Annotated in this window: 14 protein-coding genes; 7 read left to right on the forward strand and 7 right to left on the reverse strand. The window is 63.0% G+C overall.

Going from position 1 to position 16241, the window contains the following annotated elements:
* Positions 1-46: 46 nt before the first annotated feature.
* Positions 47-1030: an N-acetyl-D-Glu racemase DgcA gene (dgcA, locus tag J1C56_RS04810; protein ID WP_214386448.1), complete on the forward strand. Its 984-nt coding sequence runs from the start codon at positions 47-49 to the stop codon at positions 1028-1030.
* Here the strand turns inward: dgcA and J1C56_RS04815 are convergent.
* Positions 992-2212 (reverse strand): MFS transporter, encoded by a 1221-nt coding sequence (locus tag J1C56_RS04815; RefSeq protein WP_214386450.1) that lies wholly within the window; start codon positions 2210-2212, stop codon positions 992-994. The two genes, dgcA and J1C56_RS04815, sit on opposite strands and share 39 nt — an antisense overlap.
* Positions 2213-2520: 308 nt before the next feature.
* Positions 2521-3342 (reverse strand): UDP-2,3-diacylglucosamine diphosphatase, encoded by an 822-nt coding sequence (locus J1C56_RS04820; protein WP_214386452.1) that lies wholly within the window; start codon positions 3340-3342, stop codon positions 2521-2523.
* 119 nt (positions 3343-3461) lie between these two features.
* Here J1C56_RS04820 and J1C56_RS04825 point away from each other — a divergent pair, with 119 nt between their 5' ends.
* The 3 genes from J1C56_RS04825 to J1C56_RS04835 all read left to right on the forward strand — a co-directional run bounded on the left by J1C56_RS04825 (position 3462) and on the right by J1C56_RS04835 (position 7883).
* Positions 3462-4241: an SDR family oxidoreductase gene (locus J1C56_RS04825; RefSeq protein WP_214386454.1), complete on the forward strand. Its 780-nt coding sequence runs from the start codon at positions 3462-3464 to the stop codon at positions 4239-4241.
* Positions 4242-4410: 169 nt separating this feature from the next.
* Complete coding sequence (locus J1C56_RS04830; RefSeq protein WP_214386456.1) at positions 4411-6729, forward strand: NADP-dependent malic enzyme; 2319 nt, start codon at positions 4411-4413, stop codon at positions 6727-6729.
* A gap of 110 nt (positions 6730-6839) precedes the next feature.
* Positions 6840-7883, forward strand: a complete 1044-nt coding sequence (locus tag J1C56_RS04835; RefSeq protein WP_214386458.1) for a DUF2865 domain-containing protein — start codon at positions 6840-6842, stop codon at positions 7881-7883.
* Here J1C56_RS04835 and gltX read toward each other — a convergent pair.
* Both gltX and J1C56_RS04845 read right to left on the reverse strand, forming a co-directional pair.
* Complete coding sequence (gltX, locus tag J1C56_RS04840) at positions 7801-9174, reverse strand: glutamate--tRNA ligase (RefSeq protein WP_214386460.1); 1374 nt, start codon at positions 9172-9174, stop codon at positions 7801-7803. The genes J1C56_RS04835 and gltX overlap by 83 nt on opposite strands.
* A gap of 171 nt (positions 9175-9345) precedes the next feature.
* Positions 9346-11148, reverse strand: a complete 1803-nt coding sequence (locus tag J1C56_RS04845; RefSeq protein ID WP_214386462.1) for an ABC transporter ATP-binding protein — start codon at positions 11146-11148, stop codon at positions 9346-9348.
* Between the two features lie 339 nt (positions 11149-11487).
* On the opposite strand from J1C56_RS04845, the gene J1C56_RS04850 reads away from it, so the two are divergent.
* Genes J1C56_RS04850 through J1C56_RS04860 form a run of 3 tightly spaced genes read left to right on the forward strand, consistent with a single transcriptional unit; the run spans position 11488 to position 12838 of the window.
* Positions 11488-11802 (forward strand): ArsR/SmtB family transcription factor, encoded by a 315-nt coding sequence (locus J1C56_RS04850; RefSeq protein WP_214386464.1) that lies wholly within the window; start codon positions 11488-11490, stop codon positions 11800-11802.
* Complete coding sequence (locus tag J1C56_RS04855) at positions 11799-12182, forward strand: SRPBCC family protein (protein ID WP_214386466.1); 384 nt, start codon at positions 11799-11801, stop codon at positions 12180-12182. The genes J1C56_RS04850 and J1C56_RS04855 overlap by 4 nt, the downstream gene beginning before the upstream one ends.
* Positions 12183-12217: 35 nt before the next feature.
* Complete coding sequence (locus J1C56_RS04860; protein WP_214386468.1) at positions 12218-12838, forward strand: ATP-dependent Clp protease proteolytic subunit; 621 nt, start codon at positions 12218-12220, stop codon at positions 12836-12838.
* 4 nt (positions 12839-12842) lie between these two features.
* On the opposite strand, the gene J1C56_RS04865 is transcribed toward J1C56_RS04860, so the two are convergent.
* The 3 genes from J1C56_RS04865 to J1C56_RS04875 are packed head-to-tail and all read right to left on the reverse strand — an operon-like array spanning position 12843 to position 16240.
* A complete protein-coding gene (locus tag J1C56_RS04865) occupies positions 12843-14084 on the reverse strand; it encodes an MFS transporter (protein WP_214386470.1) in 1242 nt (413 codons plus the stop codon).
* A gap of 2 nt (positions 14085-14086) precedes the next feature.
* Positions 14087-14512 carry a GNAT family N-acetyltransferase gene (locus tag J1C56_RS04870; protein WP_214386472.1) on the reverse strand — a complete coding sequence of 142 codons (426 nt, stop codon included), beginning with the start codon at positions 14510-14512 and terminating at the stop codon, positions 14087-14089.
* A 45-nt stretch (positions 14513-14557) separates the two neighbouring features.
* Positions 14558-16240, reverse strand: coding sequence for an NAD+ synthase (locus J1C56_RS04875; protein WP_214386474.1), 1683 nt, complete (start codon positions 16238-16240; stop codon positions 14558-14560).
* Position 16241: the final 1 nt, after the last annotated feature.

Raw genomic sequence — 16241 nt, forward strand, 5'->3', positions numbered from 1 at the left:
GTCGATTTTCGTAACCACGCCAAGCAGTTGAACGGAGCAGATTTTCATGTCGCGTGTCCTTTCGGTTGTTGAAGAGCGCTTTCCCATCGCCGGAACGTTCACCATCTCGCGTGGTTCCAAGACCGAAGCCGAAGTCATCACCTGTGAAATCGCCGAATCAGGCTTCGTCGGACGCGGCGAGTGCGTGCCCTACAAGCGCTACGGCGAGACCATGGCGAGCGTGGCCGAGGCGATCGAACAGGTGCGCCGCACAATCGAGGATGGTGCTTCGCGCGCCGACCTGCTGACGCGGATGTCGGCGGGGGCCGCGCGCAACGCCGTCGACTGCGCGCTTTGGGACCTCGAAGCGAAGATCAGCGGCGTACGGGTCAAGGACAGGCTCGGCATTGTTGCACCGCTGGCGCTCGAGACCGCCTATACACTGTCGCTTGGCGAACCGGAGGCGATGGCGGCCCAGGCACGTGCCAACGCCTCGCGTCCGCTGCTCAAGGTCAAGATCGGTAGTGACAACGACATCGCCCGCATCCGCGCCGTGACTGAAGCCGCGCCCAACAGCCGCCTCATCCTCGATGCCAACGAAGGCTGGACCGATGACAATATCGTGGAAAATCTCGCGGCTGCCGCCGAGCTTGGCATCGCGCTGATCGAACAGCCACTGCCGGCCGGCGCCGACCAGGTCCTTGGCCGTATCCCGCATCCGGTACCCATCTGCGCCGACGAAAGCGTCCATACCGCCGCCGATCTCGCAGAGCTCAAGGGCCTCTACGATGCGGTCAACATCAAGCTCGACAAGTCTGGCGGGCTGACAGCAGCACTCGAACTGCGCGATCAGGCCCGCGTCCTTGGATTCCAGATCATGGTCGGCTGCATGGTCGGCACGTCACTCGCCATGGCGCCTGCGGTGCTGCTTGCCCAGGGAGCAGAGTTCGTCGACCTCGACGGCCCGCTGCTTCTGGCGCGCGACCGTTCGCAGGGGCTTGTCTACGACGGTTCAATGGTGTCGCCGCCCCTGCCCGAGCTTTGGGGCTGAGCGGGACGCCAGCACCACAAGCACGATGGCGCAGGCAGCAACGACGGCCATGAAATAAAAGCCGTTGACGCCAAACCGTTGGTAGAGCGGCCCCGAAAGCAGCGTCACGATTGCCATCGACATGCCATTGGCGAAGTAGGCAACGCCTTGGGCAGCACCCGTGCGTTCTTCGGGCACCGACTCGGCGATCAGCTTCTGTACGCCGATCAGCACCAGTGCGGTCGACACCGCGTGAAGGCTTTGCACCGCGAAGAAGCCGGGAACCCCCAGGCCGAGCGGCCAGATCAACGGGTATGCAATCCAGCGGACAATGGCGCCGGCACCGGCCAGCACAAGCACCAGGGCCGTCGACTTAGAGCCGAACAGCCGTGTGAAGAACATGAACATGACGATCTCGGCCGCCACGCCCCAGCTCCACAAAAGCCCTACAATCGTCTCGTTGATGCCAAGCGATTTCCAGTAAATCGAGACGAAGCCGTAGAGAAAACCATGGCTGCCGATGATGACGCCGGTGCCACCGGCCATGAGCAGGAAGTAGCGGTTGAACAACTTTGGGGCCGCCTGCATGTCCGTCGCCGAGAGCGGCGAGGCCATGCGCGGTCGACCGAGGCGCGGCGTGATGAACGACATCAGGAAGCAGCCGAGCAGGCCGATCGAGATGATCGCCGGCACCGCGTCGGCCCCCGTCAGCGACAGGATGAACCCTGCCCCAAGGCTACCGGCCAGGAACGCGATCGAACCCCAGATCCGCATCGCCGCATAGTCCGACCCGAAGCGGCGGACACCTGACAATGCCAGTGAGTCGGCTATCGGCGAATGTGGCGTCCACACCACCGCCAATGCCAGCGAGACGGCCAAGACGATGAGGTAGGTCGGCTCGAGGAAATAGCCGAGCGACAGAAGCAAGGACGATGCAGCCAGGAAGATGAAGACGTTGGCGCGGTCCCTGGCGCGATCGGCCATGGCGGCGATCAGCGGCGTTGTGATGACGCGCAGGAACATCGGCGCCGACAAGACGATGGCGATCTGCTCGGGGTCGAACCCCTTGGCTTCGAGCCACAGTGGAAAATAAGGCAGATGCACGCCCATCGGCACAAAGAGCGCCGCAAAAAGCAGGGAGATACGCAGTTCAAAGCGTCGCGGCTTGACCTGCTGTTCTGGCGTGAGTGGCGGAAGTGTCATGGCAGGTATGCGGGTCCGGGTGTGACCCGAACCAAACAAGCCTCACCGATTTGCTTGATGCATTATCATGGGTGTCAGCCGCACGAAAGCCGCCACGCCTGTCGAAGGGAGCAAAGGTTGGGCGACGCGCCTGACGCCTTGTCGGCCAACGCGTGTCAGAGCTTCGGCAGGACGTTCGTGAGCACCGAGACGTTGCGCACGGCGCAGAACGGGCTCCGCCGCATGCGACGCATCGATTGACGCATGACCCGGCCCTTCGCCCCTGTGGCGCGAGACATGTTTCGAGTTGCACATCGATGCTGTTCCGTTCAGGCGGCGGCCTTGTCGACACGCTGGTCGACAACCATTGGCACGAAGGGTTCGTTGACCAGCTTGCCGGCCAGCACATGCGGCCAACGCAGGATGACGAAGCTGCCGTCGAAATCCTCGGCCACGGCCGTGCAGTTTTCGACCCAGTCGCCGGTGTTGATGTACTGGATGCCGTCGAAGTTTTCGATCGCCGGATGGTGGATATGGCCGCAAATGACGCCGTCCACTTCCGAGCGCCGCGCTTCCTCGGTCAGCACGTCCTGGAAAGCGCCGATGAAGTTGACAGCCTTCTTGACCTTGACCTTGGCCCAGGACGAAAACGACCAGTAGGGCAAGCCGAAGGTGCGACGGAACCGCGCCACAAGCCGGTTCGTCGCCATGGCCGCGTCATAGGCAAAGTCGCCGAGATAGGCGAGCCAGCGCGCGTTCTGCACCACCGCGTCGAACTGGTCGCCATGAATAACCAGGAAGCGCTTGCCATCGGCCGCTTCGTGGATGGCACGGTCGGCAACGACGATGCCGCCGAAGTGCACGCCCTGGAACATCCGGGCGAATTCGTCGTGGTTGCCGGCGATGTAGGTGATCGCCGTGCCCTTGCGTGCCTGGCGCAGCAGTTTCTGGACGACGTCATTGTGCGTCTGCGGCCAATGCCAGGACCGGCGCAGGCGCCAGCCGTCGACGATGTCCCCGACGAGGTAGATCGTCTCGGCCTCGTGGTGGCGCAGGAAGTCGATCAGATAGTCGGCCTTCGCACCCTTCGAGCCCAGATGGACATCGGAGATGAAAAGCGTTCGGAAACTGCGTGTGCTGGTGCCGGACATGGCATTTCACCCGTTGCTGTCGCGGTCGCTATGCCCAGATTCATGCAACAGCCGTATGACGGTTGCAGTCATCTGCCGACGGTCCTAGGGTGGAGCATCACCTACAGGAGACGCACATCATGGATCTCGGCATCAGCGGGAAGAAGGCAATCGTTTGTGCGTCGAGCCGCGGTCTCGGCAAGGGCTGCGCCATCGCGTTGGCCGAGGCTGGGTGCGAGCTTTTCCTCAATGGCCGCGACGCCGCAGCGCTCAGCCGCACGGCGGGCGAAATCCGCAAGCGATTCGGCGTGGAGGTCACGGAGATCGCCGGCGACGTCTCCGATCCCGAAGTCCAGAAGGCGCTGCTCGCAGCCTGTCCGTCGCCCGATATCCTCGTCAATAACAATGGCGGTCCGCCATACCGCGATTTCCGCGAACTCGACCGCGCAAAAATCCTCGAAGGCGTCACCAACAACATGGTCACGCCGATAGAGCTGATCAAAGCAGTGATCGACGGCATGGCCGAACGTGGCTTCGGCCGCATCGTCAACATCACCTCCTTGTCGGTCTACACGCCTATTCCCGGTCTCGACCTGTCGTCCGGCGCCCGCGCCGGCCTTACCGCCTTCCTGGCGGGTGTGGCGCGCACGGTTGCCGACCGCAACGTCACCATCAACAACATGCTGCCGGGCAAGCTCGACACCGATCGCCTGCGTGGCCCGCATGAGCCTGGCAGCGTCGAAGACCCTGAGCAGGGTGCCGCGCGGCGTGCCCGGTTGAGTGCAGAGGTTCCCGCAGGGCGGCTTGGCACACCGGAGGAATTTGGCCAGATCTGCGCCTTCCTGTGTTCGGTACATGCCGGATACATGACCGGCCAGAACATTCCGGTCGACGGCGGGCTCTATGTCAGCTCGTTCTGAGCGTCAGACAGGCTGAATCGGCATCTCAGCAATTTACGTCAAGCAGCTGGAATGATTGCCATTCCGGCACTTGAAAGTGATTCAACGGCTGTCTGGCCGTTGACACCTCGAAAAATGCCGTGGTCGTGCTAATAACTGCCTTTGAAGCGGATTCTGTAAGGAGCAAGATATGGCCGGGGACGATAAGAAGAAGGAAGCGCTCTCCGACCTCGATCAGGCCGCGCTCTTTTTCCACAAGCACCCGGTTCCCGGCAAGCTCGAAATCCAGGCGACCAAGCCGCTCGGCAACCAGCGCGACCTGGCTTTGGCCTATTCGCCTGGCGTCGCAGCACCCTGCCTCGCCATCAAGGACGACCCGGAAACCGCCGCCGATTACACCGGCCGCGCCAATCTGGTCGCCGTGATCTCCAACGGCACCGCCGTGCTCGGCCTGGGCAATATCGGCCCGCTGGCCTCCAAGCCGGTGATGGAAGGCAAGGCCGTCCTGTTCAAGAAGTTCGCCGGCATCGACGTCTTCGACATCGAGATCGACGCGCCCGAGATCGAGCAGATGGTCAGCACGATCTCGGCGCTGGAGCCGACTTTCGGCGGCATCAACCTCGAGGACATCAAGGCGCCCGAGTGCTTCGAAGTCGAAGAACAGCTCAAGGCGAAGATGCGCATCCCGGTCTTCCATGACGACCAGCATGGCACGGCGATCATCGTTGCGGCAGCGGTTCTCAACGGCCTGGAACTCGCCGGCAAGAAGATCGAGGACGTCAAGATCGTCACATCGGGCGCAGGTGCCGCAGCGCTTGCCTGCCTCAACTTGCTGGTGTCGCTCGGTGCCAAGGTCGAAAACATCTGGGTCACCGACCGCTTCGGCGTCGCCCATAAGGGCCGCGTCGAGGAGATGGACCGCTGGAAGGACCCTTACGTCAAGGACACCAACGCGCGCGTGCTTGCCGATGTCATCGGCGGCGCCGACGTCTTCCTCGGTCTGTCGGCAGCTGGCGTTCTGAAGCCGGAGCTGCTGTCGGAGATGGCGGATAAGCCACTGATCCTGGCGCTGGCCAACCCAAATCCCGAGATCATGCCCGAAGCGGCGCGCGCTGCCCGTCCCGATGCGATGATCTGCACCGGACGCTCGGACTTCCCGAACCAGGTCAACAACGTCCTGTGCTTCCCCTACATCTTCCGCGGTGCCCTCGACTGCGGCGCGCGTGCCATCAACGAAGAAATGAAGATGGCCGCCGTGCGCGCCATCGCGGCACTCGCCCGGGAGGAGCCGTCCGATGTCGCCGCGCGTGCCTATTCCGGCGAGACGCCGACATTCGGCCCCGACTTCCTGATCCCCTCGCCCTTCGACCCCAGGCTGATCCTCAGGATCGCACCTGCGGTCGCCAAGGCAGCCTGCGAGACCGGGGTTGCGACTCGCCCGATCGCCGACTTCAACGCCTATATCGAAAAGCTCAGCCGCTTCGTCTTCCGTTCCGGCCTGGTGATGAAGCCGATCTTCTCCAACGCCAAGCAGGCGACGTCCAAGCGCGTCATCTACGCCGACGGCGAAGACGAGCGCGTACTGCGCGCCGCCCAGGTGGTGCTCGAGGAAGGACTGGCCAAGCCGATCCTGATCGGCCGTCCGCATGTCATCGAAGTCCGGCTCAAGCGTTATGGCCTGCGCATCCGTCCCGGCGTCGATTTCGACATCATCAATCCCGAGGACGATCCGCGCTACCGCCACTATGTCGACCACCTGATCGACCTCGGCGGCCGCCAGGGCATCACACCCGAGGCTGCACGCACCATGGTGCGCACCAACAACACGGTGATCGCGGCAATTGCACTCAAGCGCGGTGATGCGGACGCCATGATCTGCGGGCTGGAAGGACGTTTCGAACGGCATCTGCGCAACGTCACGCTGATCGTCGGCGCGCGCGACGGGGTCAAGGATCGCGATTTGTCCGCCCTGTCGATGCTGATCTCGCAGCGCGGCGTGCTGTTCTTCACCGACACCTACGTGACCGTCGACCCGACCGCCGATGAGATCGCCGAGATGACGATGCTGGCGGCCGACGAGATCCGCCGCTTTGGCATCGAGCCCAAGGCGGCGCTGCTTTCGCATTCCAATTTCGGCTCCCGCGACTCGCAAAGCGCGCAGAAAATGCGTGAGGCAGCCGCAATCCTGAAGCGCATCGCCCCGGAACTCGCCAGCGATGGCGAAATGCACGGCGATTCGGCGCTGTCGGAAGTTCTGCGCCAGCGCGTCTATCCGCATTCGACGCTGAAGGGTGAAGCCAATCTGCTGGTCTTCCCCAATCTCGACGCGGCAAACATTGCGCTGACGACGGTCAAGACGATGATGGACGCGCTGCATGTCGGCCCGATTCTGCTTGGCACCGCCCAGCCGGCCCATATCCTGACGCCGTCTGTGACCTCGCGCGGCATCGTCAACATGACGGCACTCGCAGTCGTCGAGGCATCCCAGCGCGCACACGCGGCGGCCTGAGGATCAGCGTAGGGTTTAGCCGTTTCCCAACAAACGGTTAACCTTGCTGGCGCTAGGGTTGAGTCTATCCTTATGGGATCGGCATGTTCGGGCGCGGCAGACGCATAATCTTGAGAAGCCAGCCAGGCGTTACCTGGCTGCTTGCCGCTGCCTTGTCGATGCTGGCGACCGGATCGTCATTAGCCGCCTCGGCCCAGTGCCTTGAGCTCGAGGCCGAACTGGCGAGCTTGCCCAAGCAGGCAACCGGCAGCTTCGCCCAGCCGGACGAGTTTTCCGCTGCCGCCAACACCCAGCAAGACCAGATTGATCTTGCCCGTATCAGGGCTTCGGACCTCGGCTGCGGCAGGGCGATCTCGGGCGATATCATCGCCCAATGTGCCACCTTGAACGCCAAGATCGCCGCGATGGAGGACAATCTCGGCAAGCTAAACGGCCAGTCCGCGCATCCGAACAGGAACGTCAGGCGCGAGCGCATCCGCATCCTTGATGCCATGCAGATTGCTGGCTGCAACGATCAAGCGGATGAACCGGAAGAAGCCACGGACAACGATCCGTCGGAGGACCGGGTCGGCGCGACCATCATCCGTGGCGGGAATACGACGACCCTGAGCTTCAATGAGAGCTACCCGCAACACATCGTCGTTAGAAGAAGCCAGCAACAAGGCGTCGGCGAGTACCGCACCTTGTGTGTGCGCACCTGCGACGGCTACTTCTTTCCGATGTCCAATGCCGCCGACCTGTCGGATTTCCAGCGTGACGAAAAGAACTGCGAAGCGAGTTGTCCGGGAACCGAGATCGAGCTGTTCTATCACATGAATGCCGGCCAGCCGCAGGAGAGCATGGTCTCCGCCCGCTCGGGCCAGCCCTACCGCAATCTTGCGACCGCCTATCGCTACAAGCGTGTCGACCTGCCGCGCGTGCCCGCCTGCGGCTGCAATGTCAGCCTGAACAGGAACTTTTCCGTCATCGCCGGCGAAGGGCGCCCGGTGCCGAGCGCCCCGCAGGCCAAGCCAGCGGAAGAGCCGCAAACGCCGGTGACGCCGCGTCCGGCACCTGACCCCAACCGCAAGGTCAGGGCCGTCGGGCCAGCGTTCCTTCCCGACCCACAAGCGGCAATAGATCTGCGAGCTCCGGGCCCGACTCCAACCCCGTGAGCGCGAGCCTCAGCGGCATGAACAGCGCCTTGCCCTTGCGGCCGGTCGCCTTTTTCACCTTGGCCGTCCAGTCCTTCCAGACATTGCCGTCCCACGGCTCTTCGGGCAGCAGGTCGAGCGCCTGGCCGACGAATTCGCGATCCTCTTCGGCGATTTCGGCAGCCGGCTGTGGCCCTTCGCGCAGGATACGCCACCACGACACGGCATCCGACAGCCTGTCGAGATTGCCGCGCACCGCCATCCAGAACGCCTCGGCATGATCGCCGCTGACGCCGAGCACCATCAGGCGGTCACGCACTTCATCGAACGACATGTGGTGCAGCAGCGCGCGATTGAGCACCACGAGCTCGTCGGGATCGAATTTCGAGGCCGACCTGGAGGTCGCGGCCGGATCGAACTTTTCGGCGAGGTCGAGCAGACTCGGCACTGCCGTGACGTTCTCCGATGTACCGACAAGCACGGCGAGCGAGGCAACCGACATCGGTTCGATGCCGCCGTCGCGCAGGCTCTCGATCGAAAGTGCTCCAGTGCGCTTGGACAGCCCTTCGCCCGACGCGGTCGTCAGCAGGTTGTGATGGCCGAATTCAGGAGGATCGGCGCCGATCGCGCGAAACAGGGCGATCTGAACGCCGGTGTTGGTGACGTGGTCGTCGCCGCGGATGACGTGGCTGATCTCCATCTCGATGTCGTCGACCACGGACGGCAGCGTGTAGAGATAGGTTCCGTCCTCGCGCACCAGCACCGGGTCGGACAGCGACGCCAGGTCGACGGTCTCTTCGCCACGCACCACATCGTTCCAGTGGATTTCGGTGCGTTCGGTCTCGAACGGATTGGACTTGAAGTTGGGCAGCAGGAAGCGCCAATGCGGCTTGCGCCCGTCATGCTCGTAGGACGCGCGCTCGTCGGCGGTGAGCTTTAGCGCCTCGCGGCCATAGACCGGCGGAAGCCCACGCGTGCGGCGCACCTTGCGGCGCAGGTCGAGCTCTTCCGGCGTTTCGTAGCACGGATAGAGCACGCCTGATGCCTTGAGCTTGTCGACGGCTGCATCGTAGCTGGCAAAGCGGCGCGACTGATACTCGGTCTGGTCGGGGAAGATGCCGAGCCAATGCAGATCGTAGAGAATCGAGTCTGCGAATTCCTGGCGCGAGCGCTCGACGTCGGTGTCGTCGAAGCGCTGGACGAACCGCCCCTTGTGCTTGAGGGCGAACAGCCAATTGAACAGGGCCGTGCGCGCATTGCCGATGTGGATGCGGCCGGTGGGCGAAGGGGCGAAGCGAACTGTTACTGTCATGATCGGGGCGTAGCGGAAGGCTTTTGCGTTGACAAGGCGGCGCCCCCGCACCTCTGCACCAGAAATAAAGCAACCACGGCGCGAATGGAAGCCGGCCAAAGGGGCTACATCTGCTTGCGGCCTATTTGCAAATGACGAGCGGGCCGCGATCTCTCGCGGCCCGCTCCTGATTTAGACGAGCCCTTTGGTGAGCTCCAGTGCCTGGCGTTCGAACAGGCGGCGGTAGATGCCGCCATCTCTGCGAACCAGCGCTTCGTGCCGGCCTTCCTCAACTATCTCGCCGCGATCGAAAACGAGCAGCCGGTCGAGCGAACGCACAGTGGACAGACGGTGCGCGATGATCAGCGTCGTGCGCCCGACCATCAGCCGTTCCATCGCTTGCTGGATCAGCACCTCCGATTCCGAATCGAGGCTGGACGTCGCCTCGTCGAGAATCAGGATCGGCGCGTCGGCCAGGAACGCACGGGCGATGGCCACGCGCTGGCGCTCGCCGCCCGACAGCTTGACACCGCGTTCGCCCACCAGTGTGCCATAGCCCTTAGGCAGGCGCTGGATGAAGTCGTGCGCGCTGGCGAGCTTTGCCGCGTGCTCGATCTCGGCCTGAGTCGCACCTGGCCGGGCATAGGCGATGTTCTCGGCCAGCGAACGGTGGAACAGGATCGGCTCCTGCTGGACGATCGCGATTTGCTGACGCAGCGACGACTGCGTCGCCTTGGCAATGTCCTGCCCGTCGATCGTGATCCGGCCGTCACCGACATCGTAGAGCCGCTGGATCAGCTTGACGAAAGTCGTCTTGCCCGAGCCGGAGTGGCCGACAAGACCGACCCGCTCGCCCGGCTTGATCGACACCGAGAAGTCCCGGTAGAGCGGCAGTGCATGCGTGCCGTAGTGGAACGTCACGTGATCGAACTCGATGCCGCCATCGCGGATCTGGATCGCCTTGGAGCCGGCACGATCAGCGACGCCGAGCGGCTGGCCCTGGATGTCGACAAGCTCCTCCATGTCGTTGACCGAGCGCTGCAGGTTGCGGATGTGCATGCCGACATCGCGCAGATAGCCCTGCAGCAGGAAGAACGAGGTCAGCACGAAGGCGATGTCGCCAGCACTTGCCTGCCCGCTCGACCACAGAAACAGGGCGAAACCGATGATCGCGGCACGCAGCAGCACCAGCGTGATGTTCTGCGACGTGCCATTGATCGTGCCGCGCATCCAGGTGCGCCCCGTGCGGTGACGCCACTTGGCGATCACCTTGGCTAGCCGGCCCTCCTCGCGCTCCTCGGCGCCAAAGGCCTTGACCACCGAGTTGCAGCTGACGGCGTCGGCCAAAGAACCGCCGAGCCGCGTGTCCCAGCTATTGGCGAGACTTGCCGCCGGCGCAACGAAGCCGAGCGACATCAGCACCGTCTGGCCGATGAAGATGATGGAGCCTGCGGCAATGATCAGCCCCATCATCGGCCAGTGCCAGCCGAGCAGGATCGTCGAGCCGAGCAGCATCACGAAGGAAGGCAGCAGCGCCACGAGCAGCGTGTCGTTGAGCAGGTCGAGCGCCCACATGCCACGCGTCACCTTGCGCACCGTCGAGCCGGCGAAGCTGTTGGCGTGCCAGTCGGTGGAGAAGCGCTGGACGCGATGGAACGCATCCTGGGCGATATCGGACATCATCTTGAGCGTCAGCTCGATGATGCCGACAAAAGCGATGTGGCGGAACACCAGCGAGCCCGTGGCCAGCGCGAGCAAGGTGAAGAACGCGGCAAGTGCGGCGTTCCAGGCCACTTCGTTTGTCGCGGCGCCACTGGCCACGGCGTCGATCAGCCGACCCGAATAGAGCGGTGTCAAGACGTCAGCCATCGTTGAGACGAGCACGGCCGCCGAGATGATGACGAGCCTAACTGGCTGCCGCTGCCAGTGTCTGAAAGTGAAACCCAGAACGCTGCGGAAAGCACCGCCGCGCAGATCGATACGAAAACGAGCCATGATGCCATGAGGCGCCGGAATCGACGCCATCCTCAAAGAAAGATGTTCAAAGGCGCGACGAATAATTCTTGCTGAATCAGGAAGTCGCGGAACGGCAGCGTCAGAAATACGGGACGCCGAAGGCGGATCGCCGGGTCAATGACCCCGGTTCGAACCTCGGGAGGACATGTCATATTCTGGCATTCAGACCTCCCTGTTAGTGGCCGCGAAGAATTTGCTTATAACCGAGCATTTTTGCTTAGCCAACCCCCGCTCTGGACCGAAGCCTGTTGTGCCAGAACAAGCTCTAAATCGGAGAGCCACTTGCACGATAGATAAGTCCATGCTTATCTCAAACCCATGAACGAATCCGACATATTCCGCGCCCTCTCCGATCCCACCCGTCGTGCCGTTCTCGATCGCCTGACCGCGGGAGAGAAAAACGCGACGGAGCTGCGCCAAGGGCTGGAGATTTCGCAACCAGCGATTTCGCAGCACATCGCTGTGCTGCGCGGCGCCGGACTGATCAACGAAGCGCGTGCCGGCAGGCATGTGAACTACAGCGTGAACCCCGACGGGCTGCGTCCGCTGTTCGACTGGCTCACCCGTTATCGCAGCTTCTGGCCGGATCGTGTCGAGAGGCTGAAGGTGCTGCTCAAGGAGATGGACCAATGACGGACGCCCAACGGCAGGAAACGAACGAGGACACCATCGTCGTCGAATGCGAACTGGAAGCCGCGCCGGAAAAGGTCTGGCGCGCGCTGACGGTGCCGGAATTTGTCGCAACCTGGCTCGATATACCGGCGGCGGACAAGGTGGCGGCGGATACGACCGGCCCTGCCTATCGCATCATCGAGGCCCTGCCCTTCTCGCGCGTTCGCTACGCCTGGAACGACGCCACGGTGAACGAGCCCGAAACCTTCGTGACCTTCGATCTCGAAGCACAGCCGGACGGCGGCACCTGGTTCCGCCTGACCCATAGCGTCGAGCCAGTGAGAACCATCGCCGCGCCGGCGAATTCGAACAGTCCGCCGCTGATGCGCGCCGCGGCCTAAGCTCAAACACTCCATCGATGAAAGGATTTTCGCGCATGCGCGACACGATGCAGCTCGTCCCTATGGTCGTCGAACAATCGCCGCGCGGCGAACGCTCCTTCGACATCTTTTCCCGCCTGCTGCGCGAGCGGATCGTCTTCCTGAACGGCGAGGTCGACGACAATTCGGCGTCGCTCATCTGCGCGCAGTTGCTGTTTCTCGAATCCGAAAACCCGACCCGCGAAATCTCGTTCTACATCAACTCGCCCGGCGGCGTGGTCACCAGCGGCTTTGCGATCTACGACACGATGCAGTTCATCCGCTGCCCCGTGTCGACGCTGTGCATGGGCACGGCGGGCTCGATGGGCTCGTTCCTGCTGATGGCCGGCGCGCCTGGCCGGCGCATCGCCCTGCCCAATGCAAGCGTGATCCTGCACCAGCCCTCCGGCGGTTTCCGTGGCCAGGCCTCCGACATCGAGCGCCATGCCGAAGACATCATCAAGCTCAAGCGGCGCATGACCAGGCTTTACGCCGAACATTGCGGGCGTACCGAGGAGGAAGTGGCGCGCGTGCTCGACCGCGATTTCTTCTTTACGGCGGAAGAAGCCAAGGATTGGGGCATCGTCGACCACGTCTATGATCGCCGCGAAACCGTCGAAGGCATTTCGGGCAAATAACTCGCTACACTCGAGCAACAGCAGGCACGGCCTGGACATGGCTTCGCGCGCGCAGTCGGCGCGAAGCCAGCAGCAGCACGAATGAAATGGCGAAGCAGTAGACCCCCATTGCCACGATCTGGCCGGGGTAGCTGACGCCTGCATCGATCAGATATCCGGTCAGGCCCGGCCCGATGGCGGAAGCGAGTACCCCGGCGGAAACGATCAATGCCCTGATCGAACCAAGGTGCTTCAGGCCATAGACCTCGGGCCAGACGGCGCCGAACAGCGTCGTCGACAGACCGTTCGAAATGCCGAGCAGCGCCATGAAGCCGAAAGCGCTCCACTGCGCGTCGACGAGGCCCAGCAACAGGCAGGCGAGCCCCAGCGGCAACAACACGAAAGGCAGCAGCGACACGCCGGAAAAGCGGTCGATGAGTTGGCCGACGACCAGCGTGAAGGCGGCATTGACCACGGCCGTCACCAGAAACGACGACGCAAAGACCTCAAGCGACCAGCCGCGCAGTTCCACCAGATAGACCTGATGGAAAAACAGGGTCGTCACGATCAGGCCTGGTGCCATGACGCCAAGCAGCAACACGTAGAAGATCGGATCGCGGACAACCTCGGCCCGTGTCCAGTCGCGCGCGTCGATCTGGCGTGCCACGGGATCCGACGAGCGCGGCTTTCGGTCCGCGGCAACCAGAAGCGCGATTGCCGGCACGGCGATGAACGCTAGTGCCGCCGCCGCAAGCAGCCAGCCATTGCGCCAGCCAACCGAAGTGGCGAGCAGCACAAAACCCATCGGGATGATGGCGTCGCCGGCGTTGTGGCCAAGAATGACTGTCGAAAGCGCCCGCCCCCTTTGCGCCGAAAACCAGCGCGCGGTCGCGGTGTAGGCCGTGTGCACCATCATGCCCTGGCCAAACAGGCGCAGGACGTAGATGGTCACGAACAAGACGACGAGATGCTGCGACAGCGCCATCGCTGCGCTTGCCATGGCCAGCATCGGCACGACGAACAGCGCCACTTTCTGCACGCTGTAGCGGTCGACGATCTGACCGAGCCGCGGCAGGCTCAATGCGCTGGCGAGCGTTGCGAACATGTACAGCGTGCCGAACTCGCCATGCGACAGCCCATAGTCGCGGCGGATGTCGCCAGCCGACAGGGCGATGAACGATGTCATGCCGAAGGTCGAAAAGAAGGTGAGCAAGAACCCGCCGGCCAGCCAGCGCGGATTGTCGCGAACGAAGGCTATGTAAGACACGCCTAGGTCTGTTCGCGAGCGGCCGGCTGCCGCGCCAGCCGCATGTACATGCCATCAGTCGAAGTCACAAAGCCGAATTGTTCGTAGAGGCTATGCGCGTCAGAGGTCCGCAGCGAGAAGCCGGTCACGGTCGCAAGCTCCGGATGGTCGAGCAATGCCCGGATCAGTTTCTTGCCGATACCGAGGCCGCGCCGCTCGGGCCAGACGATGACGTCGGCAACGTAGGCGAAGCAGGCAAAATCGCTGACAACGCGGGCGAACCCTACCTGCTCGTCGTCGACAAAGGCACCAACGCAAAGCGAGTTGGCGAAGGCCCGGCGATGGATGTCGTCGGTCCGGCCTTCACCCCAGTAGCTCGCCTTGATGACATCCGACGTCTTGTCGAAGTCGATCCGCGAGACGTCGAAGCTGATTTCGACCTCGGCCATGAACCCCTCCGGTCTGCTGTCGGTTTTCAATTCAATTGCAGTGGCTTAGCCGCGATCCCTGAATCTGTTGGTGATCGGATAGCGGCGGTCGCGGCCAAAGTTCTTCTTGGTGATCTTCACGCCTGGTGCTGCCTGCCGCCGCTTGTATTCGGCAATGTAGAGCAGGTGTTCGATCCGGTGCACCGTATCGCGGTCGTGGCCACGCGCGACGATGTCGTCGACGCCCATCTCGTTCTCGACCAGGCATTCCAGGATGTCGTCGAGCACCGGATAGGGCGGCAGCGAATCCTGGTCGGTCTGGTTGGGCCGGAGCTCGGCCGACGGCGCCTTGTCGATGATGTTCTTCGGAATGACCTCGCCCGATGGGCCGAGCGCACCTGGCGGCACATGCGTGTTGCGCCAGCGCGACAGCGCATAGACCTGCATCTTGTAGAGGTCCTTGATCGGATTGAAGCCGCCATTCATGTCGCCATAAAGCGTGGCGTAACCGACCGACATCTCGCTCTTGTTGCCCGTCGTCACCACCATCGAGCCGAATTTGTTCGACACAGCCATCAGGATCGTGCCGCGGGCGCGGCTCTGCAGGTTTTCCTCGGTAATGCCTTCCTTGGTGCCCTCGAACAGCTGTGTCAGCGCATGCGAGAAGCCGTCAACGGGCTCGTGGATCGGCACGATGTCATAGCGGCAGCCGAGCGCGCGGGCGCAATCCTCGGCGTCCTTGAGCGAGTCGCTCGAGGTATAGCGATAGGGCATCATAATCGCGCGGAGCCGCTCCTCGCCGAGCGCATCGACGGCGAGTGCCGCGCAGATCGCCGAATCGATGCCGCCGGACAGGCCGAGCACGACGTTCTTGAAGCCGTTCTTGTTGACGTAGTCGCGCAGGCCCAGCAGGCAGGCGCGATAGTCCGCCTCCTCGCGCTCGGGGATCTTCGACATCGGCCCTTCGACGCAGGCCCAGCCCTCCTCGCCGCGCCGCCACATGGTCATCGCCACAGTTTCTTCGAACTGGCTCATCTGGAAGGCCAGCGAATGGTCGGCATTGATCGCGAAGGAGGCGCCGTCGAAGACCAGTTCGTCCTGTCCGCCAAGCTGGTTGGCGTAAAGCAGCGGCAGGCCGCTCTCGATCACCTGCTTGATCGCCACCTGGTGACGGACGTCCATCTTGGCGCGGTAATAGGGCGAACCGTTCGGCACGAGCAGGATTTCAGCGCCGCTCTCGGCGAGCGTCTCGCAGACACCAAGCTCGCCCCAGATGTCCTCGCAGATCGGGATGCCAATACGCACGCCACGGAAATTGACCGGCCCAGGCATGTCGGGACCAGGCTGGAACACGCGCTTTTCGTCAAACTCGCCATAGTTGGGCAAATCGACCTTGAAACGTTCGCCAATGATCTTGCCGCCGTCCGCGATGATGATCGCATTGTGCACACCGCTCTTGCGCTTGAGCGGCACGCCAATGATGACCCCGGGACCATTGTCTGATGTATCCTTGGCGAAGTCTTCCGCCGCGCGCTCGCAGGCAGCCAGGAAAGCCGGCTTGAGCACCAGATCCTCCGGCGGATAGCCGGCAAGAAACAGTTCGGTGAACAACACCAGATCGGCACCCTGGCGCGCCGCATCCGCGCGCGCCTCGCGCGCCTTGGCGAGATTGCCAGCGATGTCGCCAACAGTCGGATTGAGCTGGGCGACGGCGATGCGGAGGACGTCGGGGATTGATTTTTTCGTCATG

Origin of the sequence: Aminobacter anthyllidis, assembly GCF_018555685.1 — a bacterium.
GTDB lineage: Bacteria > Pseudomonadota > Alphaproteobacteria > Rhizobiales > Rhizobiaceae > Aminobacter > Aminobacter anthyllidis.